Source organism: Aquimarina discodermiae (genome assembly GCF_040786235.1).
Lineage (GTDB): Bacteria > Bacteroidota > Bacteroidia > Flavobacteriales > Flavobacteriaceae > Aquimarina.
In genome coordinates, this window is record NZ_JBFMKP010000017.1 from 79,456 (window position 1) to 97,539 (window position 18,084).

At 34.1% G+C, this 18,084-nt stretch carries 14 protein-coding genes; 4 read left to right on the top strand and 10 right to left on the bottom strand.

Features of this window, described 5'->3' with window-relative positions; translation table 11 throughout:
* Nucleotides 1–104: 104 nt before the first annotated feature.
* From ABW636_RS12535 to ABW636_RS12570, 8 genes are all read right to left on the bottom strand, one after another.
* Nucleotides 105–3,416, bottom strand: coding sequence for a S8 family serine peptidase (locus tag ABW636_RS12535; protein ID WP_367590365.1), 3,312 nt, complete (start codon nt 3,414–3,416; stop codon nt 105–107).
* Nucleotides 3,417–3,667: 251 nt separating this feature from the next.
* Nucleotides 3,668–4,666: a DUF4837 family protein gene (locus tag ABW636_RS12540; RefSeq protein WP_367590366.1), complete on the bottom strand. Its 999-nt coding sequence runs from the start codon at nt 4,664–4,666 to the stop codon at nt 3,668–3,670.
* 111 nt (nt 4,667–4,777) lie between these two features.
* The gene (locus ABW636_RS12545; protein ID WP_367590367.1) at nt 4,778–6,400 is read right to left on the bottom strand and encodes a LysM peptidoglycan-binding domain-containing protein; all 1,623 of its coding nucleotides are present in this window, start codon (nt 6,398–6,400) and stop codon (nt 4,778–4,780) included.
* A 195-nt stretch (nt 6,401–6,595) separates the two neighbouring features.
* On the bottom strand, nt 6,596–7,798 hold the full coding sequence (locus ABW636_RS12550) for a phosphoglycerate kinase (protein WP_367590368.1): 1,203 nt from the start codon (nt 7,796–7,798) through the stop codon (nt 6,596–6,598).
* A 158-nt stretch (nt 7,799–7,956) separates the two neighbouring features.
* On the bottom strand, nt 7,957–9,405 hold the full coding sequence (locus ABW636_RS12555) for a serine hydrolase (protein ID WP_367590369.1): 1,449 nt from the start codon (nt 9,403–9,405) through the stop codon (nt 7,957–7,959).
* Nucleotides 9,406–9,533: 128 nt separating this feature from the next.
* Nucleotides 9,534–9,743 (bottom strand): helix-turn-helix domain-containing protein, encoded by a 210-nt coding sequence (locus tag ABW636_RS12560; protein WP_367590370.1) that lies wholly within the window; start codon nt 9,741–9,743, stop codon nt 9,534–9,536.
* Nucleotides 9,744–9,745: 2 nt separating this feature from the next.
* Nucleotides 9,746–10,264: a DUF2975 domain-containing protein gene (locus ABW636_RS12565; RefSeq protein ID WP_367590371.1), complete on the bottom strand. Its 519-nt coding sequence runs from the start codon at nt 10,262–10,264 to the stop codon at nt 9,746–9,748.
* Between the two features lie 224 nt (nt 10,265–10,488).
* Nucleotides 10,489–11,454, bottom strand: a complete 966-nt coding sequence (locus ABW636_RS12570; protein WP_367590372.1) for a lipocalin family protein — start codon at nt 11,452–11,454, stop codon at nt 10,489–10,491.
* 220 nt (nt 11,455–11,674) lie between these two features.
* Here ABW636_RS12570 and ABW636_RS12575 point away from each other — a divergent pair, with 220 nt between their 5' ends.
* Nucleotides 11,675–12,829, top strand: a complete 1,155-nt coding sequence (locus ABW636_RS12575) for a DNA polymerase III subunit (RefSeq protein ID WP_367590373.1) — start codon at nt 11,675–11,677, stop codon at nt 12,827–12,829.
* Nucleotides 12,830–12,871: 42 nt separating this feature from the next.
* Nucleotides 12,872–13,270, top strand: a complete 399-nt coding sequence (locus ABW636_RS12580; RefSeq protein WP_367590374.1) for a DoxX family protein — start codon at nt 12,872–12,874, stop codon at nt 13,268–13,270.
* 372 nt (nt 13,271–13,642) lie between these two features.
* On the opposite strand, the gene ABW636_RS12585 is transcribed toward ABW636_RS12580, so the two are convergent.
* Both ABW636_RS12585 and ABW636_RS12590 read right to left on the bottom strand, forming a co-directional pair.
* Nucleotides 13,643–14,257 (bottom strand): response regulator transcription factor, encoded by a 615-nt coding sequence (locus tag ABW636_RS12585; protein WP_367590375.1) that lies wholly within the window; start codon nt 14,255–14,257, stop codon nt 13,643–13,645.
* 205 nt (nt 14,258–14,462) lie between these two features.
* Complete coding sequence (locus ABW636_RS12590) at nt 14,463–16,373, bottom strand: tetratricopeptide repeat-containing sensor histidine kinase (protein WP_367590376.1); 1,911 nt, start codon at nt 16,371–16,373, stop codon at nt 14,463–14,465.
* Nucleotides 16,374–16,450: 77 nt separating this feature from the next.
* Between ABW636_RS12590 and ABW636_RS12595 the strand changes: the two genes are divergently transcribed.
* Together ABW636_RS12595 and ABW636_RS12600 are read left to right on the top strand one after the other, a co-directional pair.
* Nucleotides 16,451–17,050 carry a T9SS type A sorting domain-containing protein gene (locus tag ABW636_RS12595; protein WP_367590377.1) on the top strand — a complete coding sequence of 200 codons (600 nt, stop codon included), beginning with the start codon at nt 16,451–16,453 and terminating at the stop codon, nt 17,048–17,050.
* 12 nt (nt 17,051–17,062) lie between these two features.
* Entirely contained in the window at nt 17,063–17,893 is an 831-nt protein-coding gene (locus ABW636_RS12600; protein WP_367590378.1) for a hypothetical protein, read from the top strand.
* Nucleotides 17,894–18,084: the final 191 nt, after the last annotated feature.

An 18,084-nucleotide genomic window follows, 5' to 3' on the forward strand; every position in this document is an offset into this window, starting at 1 on the left:
AGTTTATTTTATAAATCTTTTTAATTGTCAACAAACCAAAAAACTCCCATCTAATTTGGATCAGATAGGAGTTGATATTCTTGTTTTATGTGATTGCTGCTTTTTTATTTTGCCATCATCACCTTTTTTATTTCTGTAGCCCCTCCATTTCGTTCAATTTTTAAAAGATAAAATCCTTGGGTCATATCGACTACGTCAAAAAACAGCTGGTGTGTTCCTTTGCCAAAAAATGTATGGGTTAACTTTTTAGACAATCTACCATCAATAGTGTACATGGTAATCTTAACCATCCCATTTGATTTTTGTGGTAATAATATCTCCATAGTATTGGTGATCGAATTAAGACCCACCTTGGTACTTTCTAATCCCTCGAACGCATCAATTTTTGCGGTAGCGCAAGGTGCTAAAAACTCCCACGGGCCCCAGGGCCCACCAGTACCCGGTTCATTGTTTTGTGTCCACCATTTGTTTTCGTATATGTTTTCTTTATGTGAAACCTTTACACCACCTGATGAAGGGTAAACAGTAGCTGGGTTCCAAGCGGGAATACCATTACAATCTCCTACTACAACTGGTTTTTCTATAGAAATGCTAATTTCTGCACTGGCACTGGCATTCTTATCATCGGTAGCGGTTACTTTGATGATATAATTTCCATAATCAGAAGGCAACCAATTTATATTACTTCCTACTGCCAATGAAGTACCATTCACCTCGAATTGAATACTTGCAATGCTACCATCTGGATCAGAAGCATTGGCAGACAATGTTATTGCTGATAATACTTCTTGCTCGAACTGTTGTCCATCTGTGGGTTGTGCAATGACAACAACCGGAGGTTGATTATCTGTTATTTGTTTGATACTGATACTAATTTGATCTGTTGCAGTAGCGCCTTTATCATCGGTAACGGTTACTTTAATCGTCTGGTTTCCGAAGGATGTCGGTGTCCAATCAAGATTATTTCCTTGAGTCAAAGCAATTCCATTTACCTCAAACTGAATACTTGCAATGGTACCATCTGCATCTGTTGCATTTGCAGATAGCATAATGGCCACAAGAGTTTCCTGATTAAATACCTGCCCATTAGTTGGTGAGTCAATCGTTACCGTTGGAGCGATATTACCCGAACCATTATTACAGGGATACAGTTTTTTCCAGGCACTACTCACGCCAGGTTCTTGATTTTGTGTCCAGTGGTTGTTTTCATAAATATGATTATTATGAGCAACCAGGCTTCCTTCTACCCAAAAACTTGCACTTGGATATACTTTATTAGGATCCCAGGGGTCAAAATCACTACAAACAGGAGCACCCGTAGTAAACGTAACTATAGGCGAATAATTAGAGTAAATATCTCCATATACTGCTCGCACCTTTACTTGGTATAATGTGGCATCGGTAAGGTTTTTTAATTTTTCTTTACTATTCCCTCTTGGTAAAAATATGGTCCATTTCTGTTCTTCAGATTTTTTATAGGCAATTTCATACCCTGACACACCTTCTACAATGTCCCAGTTTACAGAAGCAATTCTTCTTCTTTTTTCTGTAATATGAATATTTACAGGTATTTTTGGATTGTTAAGGTCACTCCAAAATACTTTTCGCTCAGAGTATAGCGATGTCTCTGACGCATCCTTTGATTGCACCTGAAAAATATATGCTGTTCCTTTGGTTATGCCTTGTATATTGTAAATGTTTGTACTAATATCTGAAACCATTATCCAATTGGGATTACCTACTTTCTTATATCGTATTTGATAACTATCTGCAGTTGAGATTTTATTCCATTTTATTTGAATACTGGTTTCGGTTCTGGCATCAAGTACAACGTTTACCGGTATATTTTCATACCTGGCAGACAATGAAGCCCACGCATTTACTCTTCCTGCACCCAATTTATCTATATATCCAGGGTTAAGGTTATCTATTGGATCCGCACCACCTTGAAGCAATGTTTTAACCTGATCTGGAGTTAGTTTACCATAATGATGAGATACCAATAGTGCTGCTACACCCGATACATGAGGTGTAGCCATTGATGTGCCACTAAGGTAGCCGTAGGTAGATTTATCTAATGTACTTAATACATCTTCTTTGGGTATACCTCTTTTTCCAGATCCCCCTGGTGCAAATAGCTCTCCCCAGGTTCCGAAATTAGAAAAACTGGATTTTTTATCGCTATGATCTGTAGCTCCTACATGTAAAATAGAAGCTTCTCGATCTGGAAAAGAATCACTATACTCAAAACCATCATTACCCATGGCAAAGACTACTAGGCCACCTGTCATAGCTTTGTTAACTCCTCCTGCATTGGCAATAAAATAATTAATACCCGCTTTTGTTGCTGTAATATCAGATTGATCTGAATTTAGATTAAATGTCCAGCTGTTGTTTGAAATAACTGCTCCATGATCTGCAGCATATACAAATGATTCTTCAAAACCACCAATACCAAACCCTAAGATTCCGCAAGTCATAATGCGTACTCCATCTCCATTGCCAGTACCCCCAGCAACTCCTGCTACACCAATACCATTATTGGTTTCTGCTGCAATTGTACCTGCAACATGAGTACCATGTTCCATACCATTTATGTTTCCTGTATCATTAACATAATCATACCCATTAATGTCATCTATATACCCATTGTTATCATCATCAATACCGTTACCAGGTATTTCATTCTCATTTACCCACATATTCTTTTTTAAATCGGGATGATCTACCTGTACTGGTTGGTCCATAACGGCCACAATCACTCTAGGATCTCCTTTTTCGATTTCCCATGCTTTTTCTAGTTTGATATCACTGCCTAATGTTCCACCAGTGTTTCCCGTATTATTATAATGCCATTGTTTTGAATACTCTGGATCGTTTGGAGCACCATTAAAACTAGAGGAATTTGTATTTTTTTTCGGTAATGTATTTTCAGAAATTGTCACAGTCTTTGATTGATGGGTATATCCATCAGCATACTCGATTTTATGACGGGCATGAGCTACCTCTACAGGATAAGATTTTTGATAGAGCCTGATAGCTTCATCTACAGGAATTGAGTTATCATAGGTAATCTCATACCATAGGTGTAACCCAAATTTACGGTGTTTTTCTTCAAACTTACCTGCGGGCCGAAACACTCTTTTCATCGAGGTAGCTCTAAGTTTTTTGTTGCACTTGTCTATTGCGGTTATACCCGTTTTTACATACCCCTCGCTTTTAGAGAAATGCATTTTTCCTTTTTCTAATGTATTTTTATGGACTCTATCTAAAGTTGAAGTCTGATCGACTGAGAATTTTATAATTACGACTCCTTTTTGTTGTCCCTTTGTGTTCATTTTTTCTTGTGCTACTACTATTCCTAAAGAAAAAAACAGTAATAAGATGGTTAGTGAAATTTTACGTTGGTTTTTCATACGTTGTTAGGTTTTAAAAATTTTGTGAGTTTGATAGGTATTAAGAGGTATCAGGTATGGGGGGAGTTACCCGATTATACATCATAAACAAGTTTTTAATTTACTTATTTTTTTTGTATTGCACTGATTTTTAGAATAAAATATCACATGCCGGACAATACAATTACAGATAAGGGGTAATAAAAAACCCCAAAGATTTTAAACCTTTGGGGCTATATGCTTGTTTGATCTTTACTTAGAAATAAGTAAAACTAATTTTTATCAAACTTTATACTTTTTATAATCGCTTCTAGTTCGAACATATTATCCCTCTTATTTGCCGAAGGGGCAAATACAAAACCTTCTAAGACCAATAAACGGTTATTGTCCACATCTTCTATAGCATAGTTTACAAAAGGCCCGGCCATAAAGCGATCTTTGATCTCCCAGGTACCTTTGGTCTCGAACGTAAACTTATTGTCCAGTTTGGTTTCATAGAGATAAGGTGCGTACGCTTCTTCTGTAATAAATTTGCCTACTGCAGAGGTTGGTATTTTTACCTTACCTATAGAGTCTCTCATTTTTACAATACTAGAAATGGTATTCGAATCTTTGGAGATAGTGCCTAGAGGTAACTCATAAATCATCAGGTTCATACTACCGTTTTGAATGTCTTTACGAATCCAAAAAAAGGCATCTTCTTCTTTAGCTATGCGATAGGCTGTAGGAATAGTTACTTTTATTCCTAATTTTTCCTGAAGTTGTGGTATTTTTTCTAAAGACTTTTTTATTCGTGTCTGTTTCTCTTTAGTTTCTATGGATTTAAAGTATGAAACGATTGTTTCATTATGTTTTTTAAGTAGTGCTACAATTTCTTCATCATTAGCCCCGGTAATAACTGCTCCGACCTGGGGAGTTGCAAACTTATTTGTAAGTTTACTATAACCACTTTTTGCTGTTTTGTCTTTTTTGATCCAAAGAAAAGTACGGTTTTTTCTGGCCATACCATAAAAAGCAGCTTCTGGCATTTGCCTCATAGAGAACAGCGGTTCTTCTTGTGGTAATCCTGGTACTTCTCCTCCAAAATATTCTCTAACAACATCTCCCACATTACTTTTCCAGAGATTGTTTTCTACCACTACAGAAAGTTCATTTATTTTCCCCACAGAATGCGCCATTGCACCTTGTGGTTTTTTGTTTTTTTCTTTTTTAGCTTCTGTACAGCTAATCATGCAAAGCAGACAGCTTATGACAAGTATTAATTTTTTCATCTGTTCTTTTTTAATGTCTTTTTAATTGTCAGATGTAATTTGCTTATACACTATTAATTATCAATAACTTAAAGTGTTGTAGCCCATTACATACAATGATATTATTTTGCGTTATGATTTTGAAAGTTTTAATTTCATACCAGGTTTTATACCGGTACCGCTAATATCATTCCAATTTTTAAGATTCTCGACAGATATCCCGTTAAATTTTTTAGAAATACTCCATAAGGTATCACCAGACTTTACGGTATACACTTCTGAAGAGGTGGCTATTTTTGAAGTCTTGTTAACGACTTTTGCAGTTGTTTTGCGTGCAGGATTGGTAATTGCTCTTCGAGAATGAATCGTTAATCTTTGCCCAACCCTTAGGTTATTACTTCGCAATCTATTCCATTTTTTGATTTGACTCACTCTTACACCATATCTTCTGGCTATTTTACCTAAATAATCTCCTTTACGTACTCTATATCTAATTCTATCGTTTGCCTCGTAGAACTTTGGTAATGGTTTTTCTCGTTTATCCAATTCTGCTTTGGCTAATTCATAGATCTTATCTTCATTAGCTACAAAAGGACCTATTTTATCCAGCGGCAATCTTAGTACGTAATCTTCATCTTTAACAAATGGTATTATATCTAATTTATAAGAAGGGTTTAAGAACTGTAGTTCTTTGATATCCATATTCATATATTTCGACACTTGATCTAATGCGATCATTTGTTTTACTCGTACGGTATCGGTTTCAAAATATACAAATTCTGGTTTTCTTGGTGCAAACCCATGCTTATCTGCATATTCAAAAATATACATAGTTGCCAAAAATGCTGGAACATATCCTGCCGTTTCTCTAGGTAAGTTATGTCTTATATTCCAATAATTCGTTTTTCCGCCACTGCGTCTAATAGCTTTGTTCACATTTCCTGGTCCTGAGTTATAGGAAGCTAATGCTAGATCCCAATCTCCAAACATCTTATGTAATTTTCCTAAGTAGGTACATGCTGCCTTGGTAGCCATAATAGGATCCATACGCTCATCTACATATGAACTTACTTCTAATCCAAACATTTTTCCTGTTCCAAACATAAACTGCCATAATCCCGTCGCACCTACTCTCGATTTTGCTCTTGGTTTTAATGCAGATTCTACAATAGCCAAGTATTTCATCTCTAAAGGAATGTTATGATTGTCTAATTCTTGTTCGAACATCGGGAAATAAAACTCGCTTAGCGCCATTAAACGATTTAATTGTTCATGACGGTTTTTTAGATATCTTTTTATGACACTCTCTAGCGATGGGTTGTATTCTACATTAAAAGGTGTACGTGCATTTAATGCAGCCAATCTAGCTTTTAAGGTATCTGTTGGTAAGTCCACATATTCTACCGGTTCATAGGTAAGATTGGTAACCGATTTATAAATGGTATCATAAAGATCAGAGTTATACAACTCTTTTTTCCAGAATGTATCTAATTGAGCTACCTTGGGATCGTCTTTTGCCACATAGACCAAGGTATCTTTTAGACTTGTATTGGTAATTGTGGCAGTTTGCAGTTCATTGCCTGTAGTTACGATTTTGGTCGTATCTGCTACCTGAACCAATTCTTTTTGAATACCTGGTGCATCGCTTTCTAGAGTTTTCTTAGTATTTGATTGTTTTTGAGTATCAGTTTCTTGTGCGCTTAGAGTAACTGAAACCAATAAAATTAAAAGAAAAAATGTGCGATAGGTATTCATCTTATAAATATGTTTACTTTTTAATAACTAAATTAATCCTTTGATATTGTTTTTAACATGTTATCAACAATACAGCAGCGAAAATCGTGTTTTTTTTTCTAATATCCAAATAATCAATGCGTTAAAAACGCAAAAAAACCAGTTAAAATGACTGGTTTCTAGCTTTTTTCCTACAAAAAAGAAAATTCCTACAAATTATTGTGCAATTTTTTGGTCTTCAATCGCAGCTATTCCAGGTAATGTTTTACCTTCTAAACTTTCTAGCATTGCCCCACCTCCTGTAGATACATAACTCACTTTATTGCCAAAGCCAAATTGTTTTACTGCTGCTACAGAGTCTCCTCCTCCTACAAGTGAAAAAGCACCTTCTTTTGTTGCTTCTTCAATAGCATGTCCCAGACCGATCGTTCCTTTGGCAAAGTTTTCTAATTCGAAAACCCCTAAAGGTCCGTTCCATAAAATGGTTTTTGATTGTAGCACAACTTCAGAAAAATTCTTTATGGTTCCGGGTCCAACATCTAGGCCTTGCCATCCGTCGGGTATTGCATTTACAGGTACCACCTGTGTATTGGCGTTATTATCAAAAGCATCTGCCGCCAATACATCTACTGGTAAATGTACTTGTACACCTTTCTCTTCAGCTTTTCTAAGGATTTCTAACGCTAGTTCTTGCTTATCATCCTCGCAGATAGAGTTTCCTATGTTTCCGCCTCGTGCTTTGATAAAGGTAAATGTCATTCCGCCACCAATAATTAGGTGATCTATAGCATCTAATATGTTTTCTATAATCGTTATTTTTGAAGAGACTTTTGATCCACCCAAAATAGCGGTTATTGGTTTTTCTCCACTCTTTAGTACCTTATCGATACTCTCGATTTCCTTTGCCAACAGATTTCCGAAGCATTTATTTTCTGCAAAAAACTGTGCAACTATAGTTGTTGAGGCATGTGCTCTATGCGCTGTACCAAAAGCATCATTAATGTAGACATCTCCTAATTTTGATAATTGTTCTGCAAAAATCGCATCACCACTAGTTTCTTCTGGGTGAAATCTTAGGTTTTCTAGTAACAATACTTCTCCCGGATTTAAAGCCGCAACTGCATCTTCTGCTTCCTGCCCTACACAATTTGCTACATGTTTTACCTGTACGCCCAGTACATCAGAAACTTTATCGATTATGTGTCGTAAAGAAAATTCGTCCTGAACTCCTTTAGGTCTTCCCAGGTGAGACATTAATACGGCGCTACCGCCATCTTCTAAAACTTTTATTATCGTAGGCTTTGCAGCTTGTATTCTAGTATCGTCGGTTACTTCAAAATTTTCGTTTAAGGGAACATTAAAATCTACGCGAATTAATGCTTTTTTATGTTCAAAATTAAAATCGTTAAGTGTCTTCATGTTGCAATATTGATTTTCGTTACGAAAATAATTCTATTTCCTCAAAAACATTGTATTCTAAGGGAAAAATTAGTCCAATTATTTCTATAATTTTTAGTTTTATCAAATTCATAGAAAAAAGGATCTCTGGTTATTTATACTACAATTCGATTTAATCTTTATTTCTTTAATTCTGCTATCACCGAAGCCGCATTTTTGTTGTTAGGATTTAATGCCAACGATTGCTCATATGCCTGTATACCTTCTTTATAATATTTCTTACCTAATTTTATGAAACATTCGCCCAGGCTATCATACACATTGGCACTTTCTGGATATAGTTCAACATTTAATTTAAAAACACTAAGCGCTTCTTGTATTTTCTCTTTTTCTAATAGTTGATATCCAAACTGATTGATTTCATCTTCCCAAAAACCATCTACCCTATATGCTGTATTAGGGTCTTGACATAATGAAAGGATTTCTATAACACTCTTTCCTTCGTTGTACAATTCTATCATTTTTTTTGGAGCATCTTTCCCATATACTATATTTCTTATTGCCTTAGCTGGGCTTTTTTCTACGTCATAATGATTTTGTAATACAATAATTGTTTTATCGGAAGTTATGTGTCTTTCGATTTCTGTTATATATCCAGGCCATCCCCCACTATGTCGTACAAACTTACCTGCCAATATGTTTTCTTTGATACTCCACCCATATCCATAACTTTTCAATATTTTATCATTATTGTATGAGGGGGTAAACATTTCATTGATACTTTTTTGAGATACCAACGTATTAGTATATAAAGCTCTGTCCCATTTTAATAAATCTAGTACTGTAGCATGAATCGCACCATCTCCTACTACATTTACCCAACCAAACATTTTTCTAGCCCGTTCTATCTTATTGGGTAACACATATTTTTTATGATTTCTATCATAAAGATACCCGTATGCATAATTATCTATTTTTTCTAGTTCTGATAGAGAAGGGTTTACAAATGTTCTGGTCATTTGTAATGGTTTGAAGATCATTTTATCTAGAAACTCACGATAGGTGCTACCAGAAATCTGCTCGATAATACTTGCCAAAAATGCGTATCCCGTATTACTATATTTATATTTTGTACCAGACTCAAAATACAAAGGAAACTGATGTTTACCATATAATTTAATGATATCCTTATTAGTTATTTTCTTTGTTCTATCTACAATTGGTTGTAGTTTTCGTAGGTAGTCCGGTAGTCCGCTTGTATGATGTAGCAAATTTTTGATGGTAATCTCTGGATAACATGACAACTCTGGGAGGTAATGGGCAATCTTATCTTCTAATGCAAGTTTATCTTGCTCCTTTAAGATCATAATCCCCATTGCTGTAAATTGCTTCGAAACTGATGCCAGATCAAAAACGGAATGTTCATCTAATTCTTCCTTGGTAGTCTCATTAGCAAAACCTATACTTTTTAGGTAGCTTATTTTTCCTTGCTCGGCTACCAAAATGTTGCCATTAAATTTTCCTTCTGAGGCCAAACCCCTAATCAAGCTGTCTATTCTTTGAGCACTATCCTGTGCAAAGTTTACTTGTGTTAGTAGTAAAAAAAATACTGTTGTTAATAGTTTCATAAATATTGATTTTTGATTGATATTAATTTACTTTCTAAGGAGTTTTTTGGCATAGCTATGGCCGTGCTATACAGAAATAAGTTTCTGACAACCTTAAAAAAACCGTGATTTTAATTGATATTTTTTGCCTAACTATCTTGTGTATATTCTAAGATATCTCCCGGTTGGCATTCTAAAATTTTACAAATATGTTCTAATGTTTCGAACCTGATCCCTTTGGCTTTTCCCGTTTTAAGCACAGAAAGATTGGCTTGGGTGATTCCTATTTTTTCGGCTAGCTCTTTACTTCTCATTTTACGTTTGGCCAGCATAATATCTATGTTTACTATAATTGCCATAATTAAATGATTAAGTCCTGGTTTTCTTGAAGTGTAAGTCCTTTTTTAAATATTGCTGCCAAAAAGAAGATGAATATGCCCAATAGCATGTGCAAAAATACAATCATTGTATCTCCTTTGTCTACAGAAAATAAAAAATGAAACAGTACTAATAATACTATAGGAGCACATAAATTAATGATATAAAACCTCCTTAATCTTTGATATGCTTTTTGTGTAAACAATTTTTCTTTGGTAAAAACATCAAATACTCTGCTTAGCAACCAAAAAAATGCGCCATAACAAATCATAACCAAAAAGAATCGTACCAAGATGTATAAAGCGTTATAAAAACCTAATAAAAATGGTTGTTTGGTAAATGGGAAAAAAATCTGGAACCTTTCTCCATTATCTATAATACTTAATGCACTATTCTTAAAACCTAAAACAAAGGCCGCATATACTACAATCAAGATGTAAAATCCTGTAAGTATCTGGGTAATCCAGTAACCTAGTTTAGAAATTATATATACTTTTTTCATTGTACCTTAATTAATTATTTGTACAAATCTACAAATGAATTTTGTAAAAAAGTATGCTATACCGGCTTCTAAAAACCTAAAATTCAGCTACAAATACCAAAAAAAATCCAAGATAAAAACATATATCTTGGATTAGTTATATCTATTTTACTCTAAAAAAACAGCTTATTTTCGACGCATTCGTATGGATTTGTCAAATTTGAATTTTGTAGCTTCAATAATTTTTATTCTTCAAAAAATTCATCTGTAGTTTTTTCATAAATCAATTTAAATGTCAAGATTTGATCTCCATCTTGAATTGATTCAAAAAGAGTTAGTTTATTTTCTTCAAAAGAAATAGTTTGAGGTTCATTCTCACCTTTTGCCTCTTCAATAAAACTTGGGTCATTAAGATCTTCTGGTATGGCTACTACCTCCTCGGTAATTGTTGTCAATACATCAGATTCGACAGTATATTTTCCGGAAATACCAAAACCATCATAAATGCATAAACTACTATCCATTTCATCGTCTATTACAGCTATATCTGTAAAAGTATTATCTTCTCTAAATTCTACAATTGATTTTTGCTCACACTCGTTTGCCGTAAAAGATTCGTCATTTTCAAAATATTCTACTAGCTTCCACCTTCCTACTATTTTGTCTTCAACTTTAGTAATTTTATTTTCAATTTTACCTGTATACGATCCATCAAAAGTTCCTTTATCGAATATCAATTTGAATTCTATTGTGTATTCATCTTCAGATTTTTCTATAGTAACTGTACCTGAGTCAATGTTTTCGTAATAATTGGATGATGTATCTGCCTCTCCGTTGGCCATTTGTAAACCCGCTCCCGCTTCACTATCAAAAAAATGAAGTGTACTATCATAATCTGGGTCGGTATCATTTTTAAAACTAAAAGTACCTTCTGGTAAAACCTCTGTTGCATTAAATAATATACCTACGAAATCTAGCTCTCCTGTATAATTCCCTCCATAAAAATCAACATTTGCCAATGTTAATTGAATATGATTATCAAAATCCTTTACCACTGCATAGGTAATATCATAAGTCGTATCCTCAAATGTAAAGCTATTGCCGATTTCGTCTGTTTGATCCATTTGATCTGTTTGATCATCGTCCTTTTTACAGGATGTAACTAATGTAACAGCCAATAATAAAGCCCATAGTATTCTAATGTTTTCCATAATCTTATTTCTGATTAAAATTTTTCCAAGACAAATTAACGATTTAATTAACAAAAGAAGAGTATATACTACTTGCTATTCGATATAATACTTGTTTTTAGGGTAGTAGATCACTTCCTGATTGATGAGATTCGATAAAAATTCTGAAAATTAAATTTCTTAATGTAGATTAAATTGGTGATTCATACTTTTTGGCTAATTCTTCTTTTTATATTTGTCCATGCTTTTTTCAGAAATATTAGGATTAACACATCTCAAAAGCTATTTGACCACCAGCGCAGGTCGCAATAGGATACCACACGCACAGCTTTTTGCAGGGCCTAATGGAAGTGGTACGCTACCCATGGCTATTGCCTATGCACAATACATATTATGTCATAATCAAAATGGTGAAAACACAGCAGGTGAGGCTTCTTGTAACATTAAGTTTGATCATCTGGCACATCCCGATTTACATTTTGTATATCCCGTCGCGGTCAATGACAAAGTAAAAAAACACCCAACTTCTGATCAATTTGCAGAAGAATGGAGGAATTTTGTAAAGGAAAATCCCTACGGAAGTATTTTTGATTGGTATCTGTCTGTTGGAATTGAAAAAAAACAAGGGCAAATAGGAGTAGATGAGGCTCTGGAAATTGTTAAAAAACTTTCTCTAAAAAGCTATGAAGGAGGGCATAAAGTAATGCTCATTTGGATGGCTGATAAAATGAACATTGCTGCTTCGAACAAGTTACTTAAACTTATTGAAGAGCCACCAGAAAAAACCATTTTCATTCTTATAACCGAAGATGAGGAACAAATTATACAAACCATTCGTTCTCGTTGTCAGGTATTGCATTTTCCTCCCTTGGGAGAGCAAGTGATCAAAGAAGCATTACAAAAAAATGAAGAAATACCTGTAAACGAAGCTACCAAAATAGCGCATCGGGCAAATGGGGATTATAACAAAGCTTTACGACTATTACACCAAGATGGTGGCGATGATCAATTTGAAGAATGGTTTATACAGTGGGTACGCACCGCTTTTAAGGCTAAAGGGAACAAAGCAGCTGTACGCGACCTCATCTCATGGAGCGAGTCTATAGCAGGAACCGGAAGAGAGACGCAAAAGAAATTTCTGAATTACTGTTTAGATTTTTTTAGGCAAGCTTTGCTCCTTAACTATGGGGCCAAAGATTTAGTGTTTTTTGAACCTACGAATCCTGGTTTTAAATTAGAGAATTTTGCTCCTTTTATACACGGAGGTAATATTCTTGACATTTCTAAAGAACTACAGGACGCTGCATATCATATCGAACGTAACGGTAATGCAAAAATCATTCTTACAGATTTATCGATAAAATTAACTCGTTTACTACATAAAAAAAGTAGTTAACCAGAACCATTAAACAAATCACACTAACTATAAAATTACATTATGGAACACTTTATGAGCAACCTAGTTGCCATCACTATTTTACTATTTCTTTTAATTACTTTTTTACAATCGGGACTGGATAAAACATTGGACTGGAAAGGAAATCTTGCCTGGCTAAAAGGGCATTTTTCTAAAACGTTTATGGGGGGCATGGTTCCTTTACTGTTAGCAATCGTTCTTGTACTAGAAATAATCACCTCTGTATATTGTATACTTGCAATTTATAGTATTCTGGCAGATAATCAACTCGAGAATGCCGTTATTGCTATATTTTTGGGTTGTATCACCTTATTACTCCTCTTATTTGGACAAAGAGTTGCAAAAGACTACGCAGGAGCCCTGACCATTACTTGTTATTTTATTGTAGCTATTTTTGGGTTGTATGTGGTTGCTCGATAATTCTACTTTGTCTTCTTAGAGTTTTTGTAAAACATCCATCCCAACCTTCCTTCAAAGGAAGGGGTTTTAAGTCTTCCTTTCTAAGGGAGATTTAGAGGGATGTAAATTACATTTGAATTAAAATGTATCCAATTTAAATTTATTGATTAAAGATGACATAGTAAGAATAAGATAAAAATATGTCTTACGATAAAAACTAGGTGTATTTCCTATCCCTATGCGAGAGGATCGAGGTGAGGGTAATCGTGATCACTATGAAAAACCCTCATCCTAACCTTCTCCCAAAGGGAGAAGGAACCAATTCAACTAATAAATTGATTGGATTATAGTTCTGGATCAAGCTTCAGAGTTTTAGTGACACTCTAAAAGTGCCTATTGATCTAAGCCTATTCCTAGTTGAATTGCTTTTTTGATCAATCCAGCGTTGCTTTTTACTTGCAATTTTAAAAAAATATTTTTTTTGTGAGTTTCTACTGTATGCCTGCTAACAAAAAGTGTTTTGGCTATTTCGTCTACGGTATACTCTTGCGCTATTAGTGCAGTTATTTGCTTTTCTCTTTTGGTAAGAACGTTAGTAGAAAAGTTCAATTCATTTGCAATACTCATTTCCCGATAGAAATAAGTCTTGCCTTGGTACATAATAGTTTTTATCGCCTCTATTACCGTATCAATATCTGTATCCTTGAGTAAATACCCATCATAGAAATTGGGCTCATAGTGTAACGGACTAAACGTACTTATCGCCAATACCTTAAGGCCTTTATAGTCTTGCTTAACAGCCTTGATAAATTCGATACCATTCATATCTGGCATTGACATATCTGTAATAACAAGATCAACGGTGTTTATTTTCAAGAATTGTAACGCTTCTTTTACGGTATCAAAAATTCTCAGAACCTCTATAAAGGGATACTTTTCTAAAGAACTTTTTAGTCCTTCTAAGAACATTACATGATCATCTACCAATATTATTTTAATTTTTTCCATAAACCCTTGTTACTAAATGCCTTCTTCAGCCTAGGCAAAAGCATTTAAAAAAACTAACTTTTTTTTGATTATAAAAGTCCAATTTACATAGGAGTTGAAAATGGATTCCAGCCTACGCTGGAATGACAAAACTCTAAGAAAAGGGGTTAAACAATCTATTTTTGATACTCATAAATGTTAAATACTTTTGCCCAAAGTTTTCAACCTAGTCATTTGGTATTTTTATAATTACGGTAGTTCCATTATCAATATGGGTATCTATTAGTAATTCACCGTCCAGCGCATCAACTCTTTCTTTTATATTTTGTAAACCTATACCTTTCTTAGATATAATATCAATATCAAAACCGATACCATCATCTTCTACAATCAATGTCAACTCCTCTGCTATGGTTAAAGAAATCGTAACTGTACTGGCTTTGGCATGTTTATAAATATTGCTGATTAATTCTTGCAATACTCGATATAAAAAATGTTTCTTTTGATCTGTAATACTTTCCAGATTATCTAGAGGGTATATGGATATCTCTATGTTAAAATGATTCTTATACTGTTCTTGCAATATCTGCAGTAAGTCTGTCAAAGTTTGCTGGGTACTATAATTGGTACTCAAACTATGAGATAATAAACGTACTTCTTGAGTTACTTGAGTCAGGTTACTTAATAATTTTGTCTTTTCTGGGCTATCTAACAAGGTATTTCCATAATGTTTTATACCTGCCAATTGCCCTGCAATACCATCATGTAACTCTAATGCAATTCTATTTTTTTCTTTTTCTTCTCCCTCAATATAACCTTCTATTCGTTTTATCTTTTGTTCTTGTTGTAACTGCTCCTTTTCTTGTTGGTGTAATTTGGATTGCTGCGTTTGGATCGTTTTTTGAGCTTTGATACGGTATCTATAAATCACCAGAAACAACATGGAAGGAATTAATAGTAACAACCCTACTACAAGAATGATTATTTTTTGCTGCGTAGCTAGTTTCTTTTCCTGTTCGAGCAACGAGATTTTATCGTTTTTATGTGCTACCTCATACTCGGTTTGTAATTTTTCGAAAGTTTTATTCTTGTCTATAGTAAATAAGCTATCCTTTAATAAAATCAATTTTTCTTGTTGCAAATAGCCTTTCTCAAACTGTTTATTATAGTAATATGCATCTGCCAGTAACCAATAGGTATGGGCTTTTTGATCTCCATTGGCATACGCTCCATATTCTTGTAGTGCCTTTTGAAATTTTTCTATGGATTTGGGATAATTTTTTATATCAAAATAGTAAGTACCTAAGTTAACGCTTACAGAATACAAACGGGAATAGGCTAATGTTTGCTGTGCTAATTTTTCCGCCAAACTCAAATAATGGAATGCTTTATTATATTTTTCAGATTGTATCAATAAATCCCCATAATTCAAATACAAATTAGTTTTTACAAAATCATTATCTGTTTTCTCGATAATTTCGATTCCTTTTTTATAAAAATAAGCACTGCTATCCCGGTTATGAACAGGAAGATACCCTGCATATAAGTCTCCCAAAATACGATAGGTATCTGTTAAAGTATGATCAGCATCGGTATGCGCATATTTTTTGAGTGTACTTCTTAGTAAAGCAATGGATTTACGATAGTCCTGTGTTCTTGTATACAATACAGCTCTTGCATTTATCCCTCTATGTAATACCTCATCAAATTTATATTCTTTCGCAATTGTTTCAGCTTTCTTTAAATTTTGTAAGCTTAACGTATAGTTCCCCTGCCTTCTATTCACTTTACTTAAAGAGATATAAGAAAGACTTAGAAGTTTTACATCATTATGTTTTTTAGCCAAATTTATACACTCCTGAAACTTTTCTTTAGACTCCTGGATCTTACGTTCTCTATATAAAGCCTTTGCCAGATAATAGCTAGATTGTAATATTAAATCATCATCACCTGTTTTTTCTGAAAATAAAACTGCTTGTCTGGCATACACAGTTGCTTTCGGCAAGTTTTTAAACTCATATTTTTTATACTGCTCATGTAACAGCATGATATCTGTAGTTTCTTGTGCACCCACAGATAGCGTAAAAAATAGATAACATAATCCTATTTTCTTGATAAAAAAGCGCAATGTATTCATTGTTTTAATCCTTACGCTTCAAAAATACCATAAATATGGTATTTCTTTGTAGCCAATTTACATTCAAATTTGTACACATGAAAACAAAGGGATATTTAATAGTACTAGTGGGTATGTTATATGCTCAAATTATTCTGGCACAGGAGGCCTCGGGATGCAATACAATAAGTAGGATAATTGGGGATTCTGAAATCATCGTAAGACAAGACTACTCGAGTTGTAATGAAGATGTGACCATTACCTATACTGCTTCTAATGTTAGAATATACGGGTTTACGACCTTTCATAAGGATAAGAGTCTTCGAATTACGCCCAAAGAAAATCAAACCATCAGAATAAGACCCATTGATCTTGTATTCGAAGAACCCATTATACCAGCTAAACCAGGAGACAGAACCAGAATAGGGAGTAGAAATGGTGAATCAAAAGGTAATCTCAACCCAAATCATCTAGAACCAACCATAAAAATATACCCTAACCCAACAACGGTCGCCATTACCATCGAGAGTGACTACCCCATCTTACATTATAAAATCGTAAACACTTTTGGGGTTAACATTTGGGAAGGAGTACCCAACAATAACAATATCGATGTAAACACACTACCGCAAGGAATGTATGAGCTTATATTACAAACCAATACAACAACCATAACAAAAACTTTTATAAAAAATTAAATCAAGTAAATCATGAAAAAAACAATTTTTACACTAGCACTTTTGACAAAAGGTTTTATTGGAAGTGCAAAAGACAATAAATTTAACACAAATGGTAATTTAAAAATTACAATGAAAAAAACTGTTCTCTCTCTATTAATGATACTTGCATTTGGTTTCGGAGTCAAAGGTCAAGAAAATCCGATAAATGGGGCTTTAAATCATACTAACGGTTATTTTACAATGAGAGCTTATAATGCTAGTTATGACGATGGGTCTTTTTCTAAAATTTTCTACGACGGTAATAAAAAAACAATAAATTTCTGGAACTCAGATAGTAATACCATATACTCCAATATAAGAGTTGGGAATGCGCACGGTTCTTTTGATCATACCAATGGCTATTTTACCATGAGAGCCTATAATGCTAGTTATGATGATGGATCTTTTTCTAAAATTTTCTACGATGGTAAGAAAAAAACAATAAATTTCTGGAATTCAGATAGTAACACTCCATATACCAATATAAGAGTTGCAAATATTACTGCTAAGGGAAGAGTTCATTGCGAAGAGGTTCTTGTAGACCTAAAAATACCTGCAGATTATGTGTTTGAGAAGTATTATGAAGGTACTTCAAAACTAAAATCATCATATACCATGCCCACACTAGAAGAAGTAGAAGCATTTACCAAGAAAAACCACCATTTACCTGCCATGCCATCTGCAGCACAAATCCGAGAAGAAGGGTTACAACTTAAAGAAATGACCAACCTGTTACTTCAAAAAGTAGAAGAACTTACCTTGTATACCATCGAGCAAGAAAAACGCATCAAATCGTTAGAAGCACAATTAGGTAAACAATAAACCTATATCCTTATCATAGGGTGTTCATAACATCATTGTCTATCTGAGTTTGTCAAAGACATTTTAAAAATTAAAAACTTCGACAAGCTCAGTTTGACAGGAGCACCATACCCAAGCATCTATTTATCAAAAATATAACTCGAGAAACTAGTTCGAGGTAGATAGCCTATGACCAATATAAACCGAAAAAA